At 45.2% G+C, this 18170-nt stretch carries 16 protein-coding genes; 13 read left to right on the top strand and 3 right to left on the bottom strand.

Going from position 1 to position 18170, the window contains the following annotated elements:
- Positions 1-17: 17 nt before the first annotated feature.
- The 3 genes from IQ294_RS13840 to IQ294_RS13830 are packed head-to-tail and all read left to right on the top strand — an operon-like array spanning position 18 to position 2981.
- Entirely contained in the window at positions 18-1307 is a 1290-nt protein-coding gene (locus tag IQ294_RS13840) for a CitMHS family transporter (protein WP_203334643.1), read from the top strand.
- A 30-nt stretch (positions 1308-1337) separates the two neighbouring features.
- Positions 1338-2681, top strand: coding sequence for an acyclic terpene utilization AtuA family protein (locus tag IQ294_RS13835; protein WP_238942848.1), 1344 nt, complete (start codon positions 1338-1340; stop codon positions 2679-2681).
- A complete protein-coding gene (locus tag IQ294_RS13830; RefSeq protein WP_203334642.1) occupies positions 2682-2981 on the top strand; it encodes an AtuA-related protein in 300 nt (99 codons plus the stop codon).
- Positions 2982-3175: 194 nt separating this feature from the next.
- On the opposite strand, the gene yfkAB is transcribed toward IQ294_RS13830, so the two are convergent.
- Complete coding sequence (gene yfkAB / locus IQ294_RS13825; protein WP_203334641.1) at positions 3176-4306, bottom strand: radical SAM/CxCxxxxC motif protein YfkAB; 1131 nt, start codon at positions 4304-4306, stop codon at positions 3176-3178.
- 223 nt (positions 4307-4529) lie between these two features.
- Between yfkAB and IQ294_RS13820 the strand changes: the two genes are divergently transcribed.
- The 9 genes from IQ294_RS13820 to IQ294_RS13780 all read left to right on the top strand — a co-directional run bounded on the left by IQ294_RS13820 (position 4530) and on the right by IQ294_RS13780 (position 15390).
- The gene (locus tag IQ294_RS13820) at positions 4530-4856 is read left to right on the top strand and encodes a hypothetical protein (RefSeq protein ID WP_203334640.1); all 327 of its coding nucleotides are present in this window, start codon (positions 4530-4532) and stop codon (positions 4854-4856) included.
- A 277-nt stretch (positions 4857-5133) separates the two neighbouring features.
- Positions 5134-5835: a gamma-glutamyl-gamma-aminobutyrate hydrolase family protein gene (locus IQ294_RS13815; protein ID WP_203334639.1), complete on the top strand. Its 702-nt coding sequence runs from the start codon at positions 5134-5136 to the stop codon at positions 5833-5835.
- Between the two features lie 776 nt (positions 5836-6611).
- Positions 6612-8882 carry an excinuclease ABC subunit UvrA gene (locus IQ294_RS13810; protein WP_203334638.1) on the top strand — a complete coding sequence of 757 codons (2271 nt, stop codon included), beginning with the start codon at positions 6612-6614 and terminating at the stop codon, positions 8880-8882.
- Positions 8883-9130: 248 nt separating this feature from the next.
- Positions 9131-10030: an ABC transporter ATP-binding protein gene (locus tag IQ294_RS13805; RefSeq protein WP_203334637.1), complete on the top strand. Its 900-nt coding sequence runs from the start codon at positions 9131-9133 to the stop codon at positions 10028-10030.
- Positions 10017-11237, top strand: a complete 1221-nt coding sequence (locus tag IQ294_RS13800) for an ABC transporter permease (protein ID WP_203334636.1) — start codon at positions 10017-10019, stop codon at positions 11235-11237. The genes IQ294_RS13805 and IQ294_RS13800 overlap by 14 nt, the downstream gene beginning before the upstream one ends.
- A gap of 48 nt (positions 11238-11285) precedes the next feature.
- The gene (locus tag IQ294_RS13795) at positions 11286-12002 is read left to right on the top strand and encodes a class I SAM-dependent methyltransferase (RefSeq protein ID WP_203334635.1); all 717 of its coding nucleotides are present in this window, start codon (positions 11286-11288) and stop codon (positions 12000-12002) included.
- A gap of 316 nt (positions 12003-12318) precedes the next feature.
- Complete coding sequence (locus IQ294_RS13790) at positions 12319-13512, top strand: efflux RND transporter periplasmic adaptor subunit (RefSeq protein ID WP_203334634.1); 1194 nt, start codon at positions 12319-12321, stop codon at positions 13510-13512.
- Positions 13496-14176, top strand: coding sequence for an ABC transporter ATP-binding protein (locus IQ294_RS13785; RefSeq protein WP_203334633.1), 681 nt, complete (start codon positions 13496-13498; stop codon positions 14174-14176). Before IQ294_RS13790 ends, IQ294_RS13785 begins: the two co-directional genes overlap by 17 nt.
- Positions 14173-15390: an ABC transporter permease gene (locus IQ294_RS13780; RefSeq protein ID WP_203334632.1), complete on the top strand. Its 1218-nt coding sequence runs from the start codon at positions 14173-14175 to the stop codon at positions 15388-15390. The genes IQ294_RS13785 and IQ294_RS13780 overlap by 4 nt, the downstream gene beginning before the upstream one ends.
- A gap of 276 nt (positions 15391-15666) precedes the next feature.
- Here the strand turns inward: IQ294_RS13780 and IQ294_RS13775 are convergent, their stop codons facing one another.
- Positions 15667-16248: a YrvL family regulatory protein gene (locus tag IQ294_RS13775; RefSeq protein ID WP_203334631.1), complete on the bottom strand. Its 582-nt coding sequence runs from the start codon at positions 16246-16248 to the stop codon at positions 15667-15669.
- 80 nt (positions 16249-16328) lie between these two features.
- The gene (locus IQ294_RS13770) at positions 16329-16826 is read right to left on the bottom strand and encodes a hypothetical protein (protein WP_203334630.1); all 498 of its coding nucleotides are present in this window, start codon (positions 16824-16826) and stop codon (positions 16329-16331) included.
- A gap of 295 nt (positions 16827-17121) precedes the next feature.
- Here IQ294_RS13770 and IQ294_RS13765 point away from each other — a divergent pair, with 295 nt between their 5' ends.
- The gene (locus tag IQ294_RS13765; RefSeq protein WP_203334629.1) at positions 17122-17976 is read left to right on the top strand and encodes a helix-turn-helix domain-containing protein; all 855 of its coding nucleotides are present in this window, start codon (positions 17122-17124) and stop codon (positions 17974-17976) included.
- Positions 17977-18170: the final 194 nt, after the last annotated feature.

Raw genomic sequence — 18170 nt, 5'->3', positions numbered from 1 at the left:
GAAAAGGAGGGGTTTAGTTGTTAGCATTACTTGGGTTCTTAACTATTTTTGTTTTTCTGGGATTGATTCTGACTAAAAAGGTATCAGTCATTGTGTCATTGATCATTGTTCCGATTGTTTTTGCACTTATAGGAGGGTTTGCTGGAGAACTGGGGACATTTATGTCTGATGGGATCGCAAGCGTGGCACCTACAGGAATTATGCTCGGATTCGCTATTTTATTCTTCGGTGTCATGAACAACGCGGGGCTATTTGATCCGCTGATTTCCCGGGTGTTGAAATTGGTGAAAGGGGACCCTGTGAAAATCGTGATCGGAACAGTAATCATCGCTATGATTGCCCATCTGGACGGTTCGGGAGCATCCACTTTCCTGATTACGATTCCTGCTTTATTGCCTTTATATGATAAGTTGGGGATGAGCCGGATCGTCTTGGCCGGGATGGTCGCTTTGGGCGCCGGTACGATGAATATGACGCCTTGGGGTGGACCGACTGCAAGAGCGGCAAGTGCGCTCGATGTCAGTGCAGCTGAATTGTTCAACCCGGTAATTCCTGCATTTTTAGCTGGGGTTGTTTGGATTTTATTTGTTGCGTACATAGTAGGTAAGGGTGAGCGGAAACGCTTAGGTGTACAGGATATAGAACATAACCATGATGATGAGTTGACTGAAGCCCAGCGTAATATGAAACGTCCGAAGCTGTTCTGGGTCAATTTATTTTTAACTGTATTGACGATTGTGGCACTGGTTCAAGTGTGGCTGCCGTTGCCTATCGTATTTATGGTAGCGTTTGCAGTTGCTGTGCTTATCAATTATCCAAAACCTGATGATCAGATGGAACAGATTCGCACACAGTCTGTCGGTATGATTACAGTCGTTACCATTATCTTCGCCGCAGGCATATTCACGGGTATTTTGTCAGGTACAGGAATGATTACAGCAATGGCTACGGCCCTTGTCGATATCATCCCGGATAATGTGGGTGGATTTATGGGGATTCTGGTAGCTATCATCGGGATGCCACTAAGCCTTATTTTTACACCAGATGCTTATTATTTCGGTGTTATGCCAATTCTTGCAGAAACTGCGAGTGCTTATGGACTTGATCCGGTTCAAATCGGACAGGCTTCGATACTTGGGCAGATGACGACAGGTTTCCCTTTAAGCCCGCTGACTGCATCGACCTTCTTATTGATCGGACTTGCGGGTGTAGAATTGGCTGATCACCAGAAGTTCGTATTTAAATGGGCATTCGGCACAACGATTGTTATGACAATCGTCGCCGCCATTACAGGTGTTATTATTTAATAGGAATGAAAAAGAGCGGAGGTATACAACATGAAGACTATCAGAATAGGGTCAGGTGCCGGCTATTCAGATGACCGGCTTGAGCCTGCGCTGGAAATTATGGAAAAAGGAAATGTGGATTATATCGTTTTTGAATGTTTGGCTGAACGCACAATCGCAATTGCACAACAACGGAAGATGAAAAATCCGGATGAAGGCTATGACAAATTATTGGCTTATAGAATGGAGCAGGTATTGCCTCTGTGCAGTTCGGAAAAAGTGAAAGTTGTGACCAATATGGGTGCAGCCAATCCAGTGGCTGCAGCAAAACTCATAAAGGAAGTTGCCGAAGCACAAAATATTAAAGGGCTGAAAATTGCAGCAGTGGTCGGAGATAACGTTTTTTCGGAAATCGATCGCTATAGCGAGGAAAGTTTATTGGAAAATGGCCGGAAAATAAAAGATATCCGTTCATCCATTGTATCTGCCAATGCATATATTGGTGCTGCCGGTATTGCAGAAGCTTTTGATAACGGGGCAGATATCGTCATAACCGGCCGCGCATCGGATCCTTCTTTATTCCTGGGACCTCTAATTCACGAATTTGGATGGTCGATGGATGATGCAGAACTGATGGGAATTGGCACGATGGCGGGGCACCTGATGGAATGCGGTGCTCAAGTGACAGGCGGTTATTTTGCGGATCCGGGATATAAAGATGTGCCGGAATTGTGGAATGTAGGCTTCCCGATTTTAGAAATCGACGAAAAAGGAGAACTCCTTCTTTCGAAATTGGACACAGCAGGCGGCATGGTTACCGAATCAACGGTCAAAGAGCAGCTGCTCTATGAAATCCATGATCCGGCCAATTATTTGACGCCGGATGTCATTGCGGATTTTTCGCAGGCGGAAGTGCAGCAAGTTGAAAAAGATGTAGTTAAAGTAAGCGGTGGTTCCGGCAAAGAAAAGAGCGGATATTTTAAAACCAGCATCGGATATAAAGAAGGGTATCTGGCAGAAGCTGAAATCAGTTACGGCGGTTCTGGTTCGGTTGAGAGAGCGAAGCTTGCACAGGATATCGTTTCTAAACGACTGGAGCGGGCTAACGTCAAAATCGACGAAATCCGCTATGATCTTATTGGCCAGAATTCATTGTATAAAGATGATTTGGGGCAAGGAGATTCTGCTAAAGAAGTCCGGCTGCGGGTTGCTGCAAGAACAGTGGAGCCTGAAGATGCAGCGGCAGTTACTAGAGAGGTGGAAGCCCTCTATACCAACGGACCGGCTGGCGGCGGCGGTATCCGTACCAGCATCAAAGATATCGTATCGATTGGCTCTATCCTGATTCCTGAAAAAGACGTTTCAGTCGAAGTTTTTTACAGCGAGGTGCTTTAAATGAAATTAAGGGAAATTGCTCATTCACGGACGGGAGACAAAGGGAACATTTCGAATATCTCCCTGATTGTCTACAAACAAGAAGATTATGCCCTGGTTGAAGAGAAAGTCACAGCCGCTATCGTTAAAGAATGGTTTAGTGAAACAGTCCATGGCGAAGTCATCCGTTATGATTTGCCTAAACTCGGCGCGTTCAATTTTGTCATGCACGATGCGCTGGGGGGCGGCGTAACTAAGTCACTTGCCCAGGACATGCACGGCAAGAGCCTGAGTTCAAAGTTACTGGATTTGGAGATTTAGTTTTAATGTAGTGTTCAACGAGAAACGGGTTGTCAGCGAAGATGCCTCTTATATGAACGGCGCAAGTCTGTTTCTGGTTACCCGGATTTGAGCAAGTTTATGTAATGGGGAAATCAAGTGATTATAACTCAATCAAAAAAAGATACGAGAACTCTCGTATCTTTTTTATTATTTTCTAAATTATCAATAGCAATTTAAACAGTAATTCTCGCTTTTTGAACAGTGAAATCAGTGTCCGGATAATAAGCATCTTTCACCAGCAGATTCGGTCCGAGACATTTTGCTGCCGGACAGTGGCAGCCGATTGTTTTGGCGAGTGGCCGTTCCAGCCAGCGGTCTAGCATAGCCGGAAGTGAATCGCTCTGGATATTGCCCATCGCCGGGGTATCGCCAAAATCGGTGACGATGACTTCGCCGGTGAAGATATTCACATTCAGCCGGGAGCGGCCATCCGGGTCGTTGCGGACAGTGACATTTTTACTGGCGTGGATGCGGTTCAGGAGTTTCGTGTCTTCGTCGTTTTGGCTGCACGGATAAAACGGCAGGGTGCCGAACAGCATCCAGACATTTTCATCGCGGGCATCCAATAATTCGTGGATCGCTGTTCTCGTTTCATCGAGCGACAGCACTTCCAATTGACTCGCAAAATCGCTCGGGTACATTGGATGCACTTCGTGGCGCGCGCATTTCATTTCTTCAATGATCTGCTTATGTATGCTCTTCAGGTGCGGGAGTGTCCGCTTGTTCAGCATCGTTTCCGCTGACACCATGACGCCGGCTTCAGCGAGTGCGCGGCTGTTGTCGATCATGCGCTGGAACTGTTCGGCCCGGCGCTCACGTGACGGCTTACGTTCCATATTGGCAAATCCGCCGTCGACAAAATCATCGATGGTGCCCCAGTTGTGGGAAATGTGCAGGACATCCAGATAAGGGGCGATTTCCATATAGCGGTCGAGCGGCATCGTCAAATTCGAATTCATCTGGGTGCGGACACCGCGTGCATGGGCGTATTTCAAAAGAGGCAGGACATAATTGGCGACCGATTTTTTTGAAAACATCGGCTCTCCGCCCGTTAAGCTGATTGTTCGGAGATGCGGAATTTCATCCAGGCGCGAAAGGAGCAGCTCGATCGGCAGCGCATCCGGATCCTTGTGTTCGAGCATATAGCCGACAGCGCAATGTTCACAGCGCATATTGCATAGATAGGTCGTGGTGAATTCGATGCTGGACAGGGTCAGTTTTCCGTGCTCCTGAATATCCATATACGCTTCCCACGGATCATATTGAGGGGTGATTTTGGTGAGTGTTGTTGCTAGGTTTTTCATATGTACCGAACTCCTAATCATTTTCTCGACTATTAAGTATGCGCTTTTCGAAAAGCTTGCGCAAGGGCGGATTGTAACGCGCAATAAAGGATGTGAACTATTTTTAATCATCCTTTTATCGCTTTATTGGTTGAAATTTATAATTTTTTGATCTTTTGACTGGTAATAGAACATAGGTTCTGTTATAGTAAAAGCATATCACTATGGAATGGGGTGTATTTTGATGGTGCTTGCAATCAGAGAAGTGAACGGATATGAAAGAGGAAAAAAATATACTGAAGATCTCGAGATTTTATCCTGCTTCAAAAACGACGAACATCGGGTAGTCGCTTTAACTGACACGGATGGCAATGTCTTTTACTGGACCACGACAGTGGATTCGCCTGAATATCGAAACTTCCGCAGAAAGGCCACTTATACATTCAAAGTCAGTTATATCTCCACAATAGTTGGCCCTTCCAGTCCCAAGATCGTGATTGCAGAATTGAAAGACGTAACAGCTGAAAACAGTATGTATGGCCAGGCAAAACAATATAAATTATATGCTTAATATATATATAGAAAGAACCTTGACTCGCTCAAGGTTCTTTTTTTTATTCATCCATATAAATTGTATGGTTCCCTGAGAAGTGAAGTGGAAATCGCTGAATGAAAATATGGAATTTTCTGCTTTATTAACTAAATAAATGCTATAGTAATGCTTGTAATAATATTCAAATAAGAAAGCGCTGTTGGTAATTTTGCAAAGGCAGCTGATTGGCCAAGTATATTTCCGTTAAGGTGATAACCAGAAAAAATACCCTAACATAGAAAAGAGGAACTGCGATTTGGCACCGATTATTGGAGTAACTTCGAACGTTGAACTTGATTATTTACATACTGTTTCAAATGCTTATATGCAATCCATTATTCAGGCGGGAGGGATCCCTATCATTTTGCCGATTGGCATAGACAAACATGCACGGCAACTGGCGGAGAAGATTGACGGACTTGTTGTAACCGGCGGAGGAGATATTGATCCGACCTTGTTTGGAGAAGAGCCGATGCCGAATTTGGGTATGATTTCACCTGGCAGGGACAGTTTTGAAATCCTGATGATCCAGGAGATGATGAAGATGGACAAACCGGTTCTTGGGATTTGCCGCGGTATCCAGATTTTGAATATTGCTGTTGGAGGGAACATGTACCAGGATATTTACAGTCAGATCAATGAATCATTGCTGCAGCATGACCAAAAGGCAGTGAACACTCATCTGTCACATTATGTGGACACACCGGAAAACAGCCTATTAGCAAAGATTGCAGGGCAGGCGAGATTTAAAGTAAACAGTTATCACCATCAGGCTGTACGTGATGTGCCGAAGCCGCTTGCAGTTTCCGGCAAGGCGTCAGACGGAATTATTGAAGCTATTGAAAGTACAGAGCATAAATTTGTTCTCGGGGTCCAGTGGCATCCAGAGCCGCTGGCAGTAAAAGGAGACGGCATTTCAATCCGGATTTTCGAACAGTTTATCGAAAACTGCCGCTGACAGAAGGAGAAGTAAATGAAGAATCATCGATATGAACTGTATAGAGATAATGTCGTTCCCAATAAAGCGGGGTTCGATCGGGGCTGCTAAAACAGTGATTTTCTGCATGCAATTTTACAGAGAATCGCTGTTTTTTTATGTGTGTTTCAATTGACCTGAAAACAATCTTGAATATAATTTTAAGTAGAAAGACCATTACAGACAGAAAGGGGGTAGGTGGAAAGTGTGGGCCTTGAAAGTCATAACATGGCAAGCCCGAATTTTAGAAGGCTGGCCATAGGGACGCTATTTGCTTCTAGAGAAAAGTGTTTCGTGTTTTTTGGCTTTTGATTGCTGACATGTACTCGAAAACTAATTGAAAAGGAGAATGTCACCATGAACACTTTGTTTCCAAAAAGACGAACTGAGCTTTTCCCAAGCCTTTTCGGAAGCGGATTGTAAAGCACGTCCCTGGGAAAGAAACAATTCTAAACGATTTTGACTATTAACTGCAATTGTATATAAAAGATACTCTATTCCTATTAATACATGGTTCCAGGGGATAGAGTTTCATTATTTATGCAGAAACTGGAATTGTCATGAATTGTGCCGCTCCCTGGGAGGCGCTTGAAATATAATTCTCGTGAACCGCGCCACTACAAAGTAGCACTTCAAAAATCCGCCTCTCCAACACAGAGCGGATTTTTTCATGCTCACTTGTGTAAGCCCACCCAAAACAGGGAACCCTTTTAATTAGCAGGAAAATTCCTGGTCGAATTTAAAAGGAGGCTTTCACAATGCCGGATAAAAGAGATGAAATCATTTTACGGGGGCTTCGCGAGAATAATTTGAAGAATATCGATTTGAATATCCCGAAAGAAAAGATAAATGTTTTTACCGGCCTGTCGGGTTCGGGGAAAAGCTCGGTCGTATTTGATACGCTGGCGACCGAAAGCAGAAGGCAGATGACGTTGAATTATCCGCTTTATCTCCGGCACCAGATGCCGAGGTATGAACGGCCGCACGCCGACTTGATGCAGAATTTGAGTCCGGTGGTCGTGGTGGAACAGAAACCGGTCCAGGGTAATTCGCGCTCGACGGTCGGCACGTATATGGACATCGATCCGCTGATCCGGCTGTTGTTCTCACGGATTGGCAGCCCGCCGATCGGTTCAGCTACCGAGTTTTCGAGTGACTCATCTTTCGGGAAATGTCCGGAATGCAGCGGATTCGGAGAAATCGTTGCGCCGGATGTCCACAAACTTATCGATCACTCGAAGTCACTCCGGGACCGCGCTGTGAGATTCAAACCGCTGGCGCCGCCTGGATGGCAAGGCAGATGGATGGTGGACGGCGGATTGTTCGATCCTGATCTTCCAATCAAAGATTATCCGGAAGATAAATATAATCTTCTGGTCTACGGGCCGAAGGAAGGGGAGCGGGCATTCAGTAAATATTATTACAAAGTGGGCAATCGGGACATCGAATGGGACGGCATTCTTCCGAGGTTTATCCGCCTGTACATTAACCGGGACCTCACGAAACTGAAAGTAGTTTCACAGGAAGATGTGCTGGCGGTGACGGCAAATACACCGTGCCCGACCTGCGAAGGCTCTGGATTGAATCCAAAAGTACTGGAATGCAAGATCAACGGCCTCAATATCGCCCAGTATGACCGTTTGGAACTGACGGAACTGATGGGTGAACTTGGGAAGATAGAAAATCCGGTCGGCACATCCATCGCGCAGCAGGCCTATCCGAATGTCAAACAGCTGGTGGACCTGGGCTTAGGTTATTTGAGCCTTTCGCGGAAAATGGGGACCTTGTCGGGCGGCGAAGCGCAGCGGGTGAAAATTGCGCGTCACCTCGGCAGCAGCCTGAATAATATAACGTATATCTTCGATGAGCCGAGTGCAGGGCTTCATCCGGAGGAAATAAATATGCTGACGCATATGCTGCAGGATTTACGGGACAATTATAATACGGTCGTCGTGATTGAACACAATTTAGCTGTCATCAAAACGGCGGACGAAATCATTGAACTGGGTCCAGGAGCGGGCACGGGCGGCGGCGAACTGGTCTATCAAGGCGCACAGGAAGGGCTGAAGAAAGCTTCCGCCATCACTGATTTGGATCATAAAGTCACCATCAATAAAAATCCGAGAAGGGCAGAAGACAGTTTCTCAATTAAAAATGCCAATGCCAATAATTTGAAGAATGTAAGTGTGGAAATCCCGAAGAACGCTCTGGTTTCGGTATGCGGTGTTTCCGGTTCTGGCAAGAGCTCTTTATTGTTCGGCGCATTTACAGACAACTATCCCGAAACCATTGCGGTGAGCCAGGGCAGCATCGGAACGTCCAGCCGTTCGACGCTTGCCACCTATATGGGAATCATGGATGACATCCGGTCGATTATGGCAAAAGAAACCGGACAGCCGGTGGGCTTATTCAGCTTTAATTCGACTGGAGCCTGTCCGGTCTGCGAAGGAAAAGGTGTCACAATGCCGGACGTGGCGTTTGCGGATCCCGTGACAGTCACCTGTGAAGCCTGCAGAGGAACCCGGTATTCAGATGAAGCCTTGTCCCATCGCCACTTAGGAAAAAATATCGTGGAAATTTTAGAGCTGTCGATCGACGAAACCAATCAGTACTTAAAAATGCCGAAAATCGTCAAAAAAGTGGATACATTAAAGGATGTGGGGCTGGGCTACCTGACGCTCGGACAGACGACAAGTTCGTTGAGTGGAGGCGAAGTGCAGCGCCTTAAACTCGCCAGCCAGCTGAAAAAAGAAGGGCAGATCTATTTACTGGATGAACCGTCATTGGGTCTCCACACAAGGGATAATGCCCAGCTATTGGACGTTTTCCAGGGGCTCGTCGATGGAGGCAATTCCGTCATCCTCATCGAGCACAACCTGAACTTCATCGCCGCGAGCGACTGGGTCATCGAAATGGGCCCGGGCGGAGGAAAAAGAGGCGGTGAAGTTCTGTTTGAAGGAACACCTGAACAGATGCTGCAGTCGAAAACGTTGACTGCGAAGTGGCTGAGGAAGGGTGTGGAGGGGTGAGAGGGATTCCTGTTTAACTCTCTCTAAATAAAATCGGTTATGATTATATAGAAAACATCTCCAGCTTGTCGTTCGGATTGCAGACGACGTCGGGGATGTTTTTTTCTGGTCTCATTCAGCTCAAATTCGCGGTTTTATTTTAAAATCCCCCCATTTTATGGGAATGTTCTATGTTAAGATATATGTTGGGATATAAAAAAGTGAAAATTTAGGAAATCTGCACGGATTCAAATTATGGAGGTGTCAAAATGGATTTAGTCATCGAAGATTTAAACAAATCGTTTAATGACAAACAGGTATTAAAAGGGATCAACTTAAAGATCAAATCGGGACAGATTTTTGGCTACCTGGGGAGAAACGGCGCCGGGAAAACGACATCCATGCGGATTCTGATGGATGTATTCAAAGCCGACAGCGGATCGATCACGATGGATGGAAAAGAATTTAAAACGACTGACTACCGAATCGGCTACTTGCCCGAAGAACGCGGGATGTACGGGAAATTCAAAGTGAAAGATCAATTGGTTTACTTTGCTGAACTGCGGGGCGCCAGCAAAAAAGAAGCCCAGCATTCCATGAAGAAGTGGGCCGAAGAGTTTGGAATCGATATTTATCTGGATCAAAAGCTGGAGACGCTGTCAAAAGGGAATCAGCAAAAAGTCCAGATTGCACAAGCTTTTATATGCGAACCGGATATTTTGATATTGGACGAACCCTTTTCAGGGCTGGATCCTGTCAATTCGAAGATTTTTCAGGATTCATTATTGAATTACATAAGAGAAGACCGGATCATCATCTTTTCTTCCCACCAAATGGGGTATATCGAATCTTTCTGCGACGATATTGCCATTATCAATAACGGGCAGATTGTGTTGGCTGGAGATTTGAATATCATCAGAAAACAGATGGGTGAAGGCAAGCTCCGTTTGAGATTTGCTGATCAGCAGAGCCGGGATTTCTTGGCTGGCTATGATTATACAATCGAAAAAGAAGACGTCATTTTAACGCTTCCTCCAAGTGAAACGAAAAAATCATTCATCGAAGGTTTATTCAGCCGGGGGATCGAACTGACGATGTTCATGGATTACTTGCCGAGCCTTCAGGAAATATTCATAGAGAAGACAGGTGATAATCATGTTAAAGCTTAAAACCGTTTTTAACTTCGAATTGCTTGGGATGGTCCAAAAGAAAAGCCTGCTCGTGACAACGGCCATCATGTGTGTCATTGCGCTGCTGATCACCACGATCCCCACTTTCATGGTTTGGTTCGGCGGGGATGGATCCGAAGAAGAGTCCGGTGGAGACGGGGGAGCCGCTGAAGAATATACGCTGGTATATGAAAATGATGAGCTTAGGGAATCCCTCAGCCCGATGTTAGGGGAGGAAACTTACTCTTCGGAAGAGGAACTCAGAGAGGCAGTCGAGAATGAGGAAGTGGCTTCCGGATTTGTCGTGGAAGATTATAACCGCTATACCTACATCACCTATGACAGCTCAAATTTCTCATCTGAACAGATGTCTTTTGAGTCGCAATTAAAAACACTCAATGAAAATCGGCTGTTTGACGAAAATGGCATAGACAGCCAGCAGGTCCGGGAAATCATGAATCAGCCCATTGAACAGGAAACTGTGTATCTTGGGAAAGATGCCGGTTCTGGAACAGCCATCGCCTTTGGTGTCCTGATCACCATGTATCTGTTGATCCTTTTGTACGGAGCCAATGTGGCGACTTCCGTAGCAAGGGAAAAAGACTCACGTACGATGGAACTCCTCATCACATCCAGCAACCCGCGGACATTGATCCTGGGGAAAGTCGGCGCAGTCGGATTGACCGGTATTTTACAGGTCGCGGCCATCCTTCTATCTGTCGTGATCGGATTCACGCTCAATAAAGGGAATTATCCGGATGTTCTTCTGGATATGCTGCAAGGAACAATGACGATGGATGTGGTTCTGGTCTATATCCTATTCTCAGTATTAGGTTACATCTTATACTTGTTCATCTATGCTGCTTTAGGAAGTCTGGTTTCGAAGGTGGAAGATGTGAACTCTGCTGTTACACCGATCACCTTCCTGTTTGTCCTGGCTTATTTCGCTGCTACATTTGCGACGAATGCGCCAGACAATACGATCGTGAAAGTCACATCGTTCATCCCGTTCATCTCGTTATTCACGATGCCGATCCGGTATATGCTGACAAGCGTGCCGATCGCATCCCTGTTGATATCAAGCGCGATCATGGTGATCACCGTCGTATTATTTGCGGCGCTATCCATCCACATTTATAAATTCGGGGCCTTGAATTATGGCAACCGCCTCAGATTTAAAGATGTGATCAAGTCATTCAAAAAATAGTTCAGGAGCCTTGCCCGAGCAAGGCTTTTTTAGAAAGCAGGAATACAGATGATTCCACTGGTGTATGACCAAGTAAATGCCTGGGGCAAAGACGATGAATTTTTCCTGGCGCTGCTCAAAAAGAGCGATGTGAAAACGATAGCGGATCTGGGCTGCGGCACAGGCAGGCTGACGACTCATTTTGCAGCGGCAAATTATGAGGTGACGGCAATCGATCCGAACGCCGAAGCGATTGGAGTGGCGAAAGGCAAAGCGTCATCCGGGGCAGTGAAATGGATTGTCGGGGACAGCACGGATTTGCCGGCGAATGCTTTTGACGCCATCATTATGACAGCGAATGTTGCCCAGGTATTCCTGACAGAGGAAAGCTGGGAAGCTGTGGTCGCCGATGCGTACCGCGCCTTGAAGCCCGGCGGACATTTCATCTTTGATACGCGCAACCCGTTGGCTAAAGTTTGGGAGGAATGGGAAAAGGACACGACTCCTGACCTAGCTGAAAACCCGGAAACCGGGGAGCCGCTTGAGATTTGGACGACCTATGACGGTATGGCGGACAATGTTTTTACCTTTTATGAAACGGTGAAGAACGCAAATACCGGAGATATCGTAGTCCGGGAAAAGATGGAACTGAAATTCAGAACCCGGGAAGCAATCCGCGATTCTTTGGAGCAGGCCAACTTTTCACAAGTTCATGTTTACGGGGATTGGGAGTTTGAAGAGGCAGAGCAGGAAGCGCATTCTTTTATATTTCATGGGGTGAAGTAGGGGGGATAGCTTCTCAAGCCAAGAAATCGCCTTTGACAAAACCCTGCATCCAACTTCCACCCAAGAACCACGCCTGCTTCACACAGCAGGCGTGGTTTTTATTCTTTTATTAGCTTTATCATTCTTTGATAAAACTCGTCATTCCGTCCAGAAAATCTTTTGTTTAAATTATTTTCAATTATTGAAACATTATTGTAATCTATACGTTATATTTGTAATGGTGCTAGTTTACTTTATTGCTAAATAAATCCATATAAAGCGCGAGGGACAAGTAACCAAAAAAGAATATATAGATTAGAGAATGCGGGGGAAAGAAATGAAGAAGAAAAAGGCGTGGATTTGGTCATTGGGGATCGTGGCATTGGTAGGGATTTTTGCTGCGGTTTATTTTGGATTTATTGCTGATGGAAGCAGTGAAGAGATCGGCGAAGTGGAAGAAATGCCGGTGATGGTGCAACAAGTGGCAGAGCGGGAACTGGGCGAGTCGATTCTGGTGACGGGGGAAGTGGTCCCGGAAGATGAGCAGAAAGTGTATTTGGATCCTGAAAATGGAGAGGTCTTCGAATATTTAGTGGAAGAAAACCAGCAAGTCAAAGAAGGGGACGTTCTCTTTACCTATGATGTCTCGAAAATCGATGCAGAGTTCGGCAAAGCCGTTCGGGAAAGGGATCTGGTGCAAAAACGGCTGAACATTGAACAGGCGGAAATCACAGAATTCGGGAAACGGCTGACAGAAATGGCGGCGAAAGTGAAGAAGAACGAAGAATTCACGGAGCAGGATGTAACTGCCCTGTCGAAAGAAAAAGTGGAATTTGAGATGCAGCACGAGGGAACAAAATCAGAAGCTGCATCCGCGCAGGAAGCGATCAATGAGCTGGCAGCGATGAAAGAAGGCATGAGCGTCGTCAGCAAGATAAACGGTGTAGTCGTGAAAGTGAATAAAAACGTCGAAAAGTCGGAAACAGGCACAAGCGAACCGGTTATCCACATTATTTCAAGCGAGCCTTTTAATGTGATCGGGACGATGAGCGAATTTGATGCCGTGAAAATCCTGCCTGGCCAGGAAGTCATCATCCGGCCGAAAGTATATAAAGACCGCGAATGGAAAGGCCTTGTCGAGTCAGTATCCCAGTTTCCGGAAGGGGAAAGCGCGGGAGATGATTACGGCGGCGGAGGCAATGTGACGATGTATCCGTTCAAAGTCGGCATTACAGATGAGACCTCGGAACTTCGTCAAGGCTTCCATGTTTCATTGGAAGTAAATCTGTCCGGTGCTGAGAAGAAACTGTCAGTTCCGCATATGGCTCTCATGATGGATGAAGAAGGCGTGGAATATGTCTATGTGCTGGACAGCGGACTGCTGCAGAAACGTCCGATAATGGCTGGAGATATGAACGATGAGTTCCTTGAAATCACAGAAGGTGTTGCCGCAGGTGAACTGGTTGTCATTATGCCGGATGAAATGATGTACGACGGAATGGAAGTGGCTTCTTTTGATGAAATTGAGTGATATTAAAAAAACTTACGGCACAGGCGGACTGATGGTACCGGTCCTGCACGGCATTGATCTGGAAATCGAAGAAGGGGAATTCATTGCCATCATGGGGCCCTCGGGTTCCGGCAAATCGACCCTCATGAACATCATCGGTTTTCTTGATACGCCGAGTTCCGGAAATTATGAACTGAACAGCGAACAGACGGGGCGGGTGAAACAGCGGGAATTGGCGCGTCTCCGCAATGAACATATCGGTTTCGTGTTCCAGCAGTTTTTCCTGATGCCGCGTTTGAATGCACTGAAAAATGTGGAATCGCCGCTCATCTATGCGGGCGTCCCGAAACGTGAAAGGCGGGAACGCGCCAGACAGATGCTTGAAAAAGTGGGGCTGTCAGACCGGATGACCCATCTGCCGAATGAATTATCGGGCGGACAGAAGCAGCGGGTCGCGATTGCGCGTGCCCTGGTCAATCATCCTTCCATCATTCTGGCGGACGAACCGACAGGCGCCCTCGATTCGAAAACGAGCGAACAGATCATGAAACTGCTTGTCGAATTGAACGAGGAAGGCAGGACGGTCATCATCGTCACTCACGAAGAGGAAGTCGCTTCCTATACAAACCGCATCATCACGCTGCATGACGGGCTGATTACGGATGATCGGAGGAACTTGTCGTGAGCATTTGGGAGAGTTTGAAAGTTGCGATGTCTTCGATCTGGGGCCATAAAATCCGCTCCATTCTGACGATGCTCGGAATCATCATCGGCGTCGGCGCTGTCATCATCATCGTGGCGATCGGTGAAGGGGCAAAAAACCAGATTGCCGATGATATGTTCAGCACAGATGAAAACGAAATTCAATTGTATTACGAACAGATTTTTCTGGAAGACGATACGGAAATGATGTGGGTGGAAGAGCCTGAAATCACGGATGAGGATTTGGCTGTCCTGCGGGAAGTGCCGGGTGTCCAGTCGGTTCTTGGTATAAACCAGGGCTGGGGAATGATGGTCCATAACGAAGAACAGTCCGATATGACGATTACCGGTGTGGACGAAGGATACTTCGCCGCTAAAAACATCGAAATGCTCGAAGGCCGTCCGTTTCTTGCACGGGATAACGACAGCATGAATCGGGTCATCCTGATCGACTCGGTGACGCGGGAGAAATTCTTTTCGGACGGGGAAGACGTGATCGGTGAAATCGTAGAAGTGTCCGACAATCCTTATAAAGTGGTCGGTGTTTACAAAAGCACCATTCCTGAAGAATTGCTCCAGTATGATGATTTCGCAAGCGGGGAAATGCTCATGCCAAGGGCGCTTGTTTCCATGATGTTCGGCAACCGGGAAATCGAAAGTGTCTCGGTCATCGCGGAGTCACCGGAAATCGTATCGGAGACAGGACAATTGACGGCGGATGCATTGACGGAGCAAATAGCGCCGGAAGACGGCATGTACATCAGCAATGATTTTACCCAGTATGAAGAAGAGCTGAACAGCTATTTGACGATAATCACGCTATTCATCGGCAGCATCGCCGGAATTTCACTTTTGGTCGGCGGTATCGGCGTCATGAACATCATGCTCGTCTCCGTCACCGAACGTACGCGCGAAATCGGTCTGCGAAAAGCGCTCGGCGCCACACGTGGCCGGATTTTGCTGCAATTCCTGATTGAATCGGTCACGCTGACATCCCTCGGCGGATTGATCGGCATCGGTTTTGCGGTGGCAGCGACATTCGTCGCTTCCCAATTACTGCCTTTCGAAGCGACAATCAGTCCGCTGGTCGTCCTGATCGGTTTTTGTTTCTCGGCGTTTATCGGCATCATTTTCGGTATCCTGCCAGCCAATAAGGCCTCGAAACTAAGCCCGATTGAAGCGCTGCGCTACGAATAAAAACAGTTGAGGAAATGAAGCTCGCAAGGAAACGGTATCCAATAACCATTATTGGGTACCGTTTTTCTATTTCTGGAGAAATGGTTTGGGGCATGTTCGGGTTGAGGAGGAGCGGCTGGTTGAGCGGATATCCGCCGATGAGAAAATATATCCGTCGTCAGGGAATTATATCCGCCGATGAGAGAATATATCCGCGCTCGGCAAATTACATTGCTTATCGGCACAACACACGTTCATTCCGATTCGCTTCAAAATAAAAATGACCCCGCAAAGGAGTCATTTATTCTCGCTGTTAATTTTCCGGACTGCCTGTATTATTGCTGCTTTAGGGATGTCCGGATATTTCTGTTTGATCAGGTCGATGCAGGTGACTAAATTTTCTTTTTGCAACAGGTAGCTAATTTCATATTCGACAGTTGCCGGCAATTTATTGTCCATTGTATCGGCAGCGTCCTGTCCATCGTTTTCCGTTTGGCCTTTATGGAATAAATATACCAATGAGGTATGCAGGAAGACGATCAGCAGTTTAATGACGATCGAAAGAGTTATTGATTGGAATAAAGAATCTAGCACGCTGATTACAATGAAACTGCCGATCAGATCGAAAACGGCAGAAATTAGATGGCTGTTGGTTTTTAAGAAACTGAAATCACTTGTTACTTTCAGCAAACTGTCGATGATGATATTCAGCAGTAAATCGGCTATATAAAATATGATAAGAAATAATACCAGATAGCTCAACGTCGAATACGATCCACCCATAAAATGAATAATGAAGACATCAATCAAGATTAATGGGAGAAACAGGATGGCGAAAATAAGAAGAATCGGGAATAAAGAAAATAGTTGTTTAAACATGATGTTCTCCATTTCTTAAAGAGTATTTCCTTTTTCTTCGCTTTTTTGTAACAGGCCGTCTGCAGGAAGTTCACATTATTTTATAATAAGAATTTTACTATAAAATCGGCGATGGCGTCAGCATATTTATCCGGCACTCCGACTTTGGTTAACGCTTTTGCTATTCCGTACCATGTGTAAGTTTCTGCAGTGTCAATTGCTTTAATGATTTTATTGCCATATTTGTCGACAATATTTCGGAGACTCTTTGAAGGGATGATATCGGAATGGTCCACCATATATTTCACGGCTTTTTTAACGATGGCGCCTTTCCAGAGAGCGTTTACTTCGTCCGTTGTCTGGGCTTTCACAAAATTACCGTATCTGATGAATTGAACTTCAGATAAATTTTCTTTTTGCATTATTTTATCTAATTCTGTAGGGCCGGTTTGCTCCCAACCTGCTTTCTTTTCAATTGCATTTACTGTTTCAGCCGTTCCGGACAAAGAATCAGCACTTGCAAATCCTGGAGCCATAGTCGTCAAAGCCATGATGCCTGCCAGTGTTGTAGCTGTGAATGTTTTCATTGTCTTGTTCATTTCGAATTCCTCCAAATTGGTAATATTTTTAATCGAAAGTAACTTCTTAGGGAAAGGTGCTTATCCAAGCAATTTTGCTAATACATTGTAAATATTCCAGAAATATTGAGGCTTTCATAAAACATGTAATTTTTTTCATATGTAGATGGTTAATTTCCTGTACCTATGAACCAGAGTTCCAAAGTGCTGATAAGAACCTCAATCATGTTTCTCACCTCCTACAATGTCCATACTATAATTAAAATGTCGTATAATGGAAAATAAGTCGTAAACAACTAAAAGGAGTTTGGAGACAGTGGGAAACACAGGTTCAACCGCGAAAGAAATCAGATTGAATAAAGGTTATTCACAACAATATATAGCTCAGCAGGCCATTACGCAAAGCGCCTATTCAAAATTTGAAATTCTGAATTCAGGGATAAAAACGGATATTTTCAAACACATTTTGAACAGGCTGGATATGTCCTACGAGGAATTCGTGTACATAGAAAATGGTTATGGATATGAAGGGAAGGAAGAGATATTCAAAGCCTTTTACAGCTTAAATTATAATAATCTTTTAGAAATGAAGTCTTTATTGGAAAAGGTAAATGGGTATTTAGCTAAAACTGATGACTATATGATCAAAAACATTCGAATAGTTTTGAACGCTCATGTGATTTTAAGGGAATCAAATGATTTTGAATTAGCGAGTGAACCGATAAAGGAAGTATGGAGCAATCTGTCGAAACGGGATTCTTTATACTTGATCGATCTATACTTGATCAACTCGATTCTTTTCTTTTTCCCTTTGGAAACTGCTTTGCATATTAAAAACTTCATGTTTAAAAGTATTGATCGATATAAAGGATTCCACAATGTAAACAACTTGAAAATAAATGTTTATACTAATTTGATGTTGCTGTTCATAAAATCAAAAAAGTTTACAGAGGGTATAGATATGGCTGAATTGCTGATCATGCTTTGTAAAAAACAGCGTGTATACCCACAGCTTGCGGTAGGATACATCAGAAAAGGAGTCTGTATGAATGGGTTGGATCTGAAAAGTGAAGGACAAAAACAGATTGACAAAGGACTGAAAATACTTAGTGCGATCGAAGAAGTCGACCTTTATAAAATAATGAAAAACGAGATTAAAAGGTTCGTCTAGAAATTTTTGAAAAGAAGCGGCATCAAGTAACCTTAATGGTTATTGAATGCCCTTTTTCCATGTCTGGAGAAATGAGCCTCGGGGTCTGATAGGTTGGGCCTGGTGATGGAGTGTTTAAGGTTTTCATCGCTTTTCGCCTGCGAATAGCATCTATTATTGGTTTTGGGTGGTCGGTTTTTATGGGGGAGAGGCTG

It is taken from the genome of Planococcus beigongshangi (assembly GCF_016820495.1).
Classification (GTDB): domain Bacteria; phylum Bacillota; class Bacilli; order Bacillales_A; family Planococcaceae; genus Planococcus; species Planococcus beigongshangi.
Note: the sequence above shows the minus strand (reverse complement) of the source record. Positions and strands in the feature narration are given on the sequence as shown.